Here is a 928-nt window from a genome sequence, read left to right as displayed (position 1 = left end):
CATGGCGGTAGCTGGTGAAGAGGTGCTCGTTGAGGCATTCATCACGCAGACGTCCATTAAAGCTTTCCACGTAGCCATTTTGCATCGGCTTTCCCGGCGCAATGTAATGCCACTCGATGGCGTGATCCTGCTGCCATTAAAGGATGGCATTCGACGTCAGCTCGGTCCCGTTGTCCGAAACAACCATGCAGGGATAGCCCGTCCTGAGCGCGATCTTGTCCAACTCGCGGCCGACACGCTCGCCGGACAGCGAGTTGTCGACCACGGTCGCAAGGCACTCTCGGCTGAAGTCGTCGAAAACACAGAGAATGCAAAAGCGCCTGCCGTCGACCAGAGCATCCGAGACGAAGTCCAGGCTCCAGCGCTGGTTTGGTCCCTGAGGGACCGCCATCGGCGCTCGGGTTCCCAAAGCTCGTTTGCGACCACCACGCCTGCGCACGGTCAGCCGCTCCTCCCTGTAGAGCCGATAGAGCTTCTTCCAGTTGATCTCAACACCTTCCCGCTTCAACAGGATATGCAAGCGACGATAGCCGAAGCAACGCCTCTGGCTGGCCAGTTCCTTGAGTCGCGTACGGATCGCGACATCATCTCCCCGCGTCGACCGATAGCGGAACACGCGCGGATCGATGTCGACCAGGCCGCAAGCTCGGCGTTGCTAGTAGTCCTTTTCTTTCATTGCCCAGGTCACGGCGTTCCTCCTTGAGCCGGGCTTCAGAAGTTTTTGCGAGCATCTCCTTCAACGTCGATACATCGAGCATCGCGTCGGCCAGGAGGCGCTTCAGTTTGCCATTCTCATCTTCAAGAGCCTTTAGCCGTTTGGCCTCAGCCACTTCCATGCCGCCATACCTCGAACGCCACTTGTAGAAGGTCGCGTCGCTGACGCCGTACTTGCGGCACAGTTCAACAGCCGAGAGTCCGGCCTGATGCT

The 928-nt window shown here is 58.6% G+C and carries 1 pseudogene; it reads right to left on the bottom strand.

The annotated features are described in order from the left end of the window. Positions 1 to 928 (bottom strand): annotated as a pseudogene (locus tag ACUTJJ_RS25030) (IS3 family transposase); the annotation flags it as partial.

The organism is Agrobacterium sp. DKPNP3 (assembly GCF_052686535.1).
This window is presented reverse-complemented; position numbering and strand designations above follow the sequence as displayed.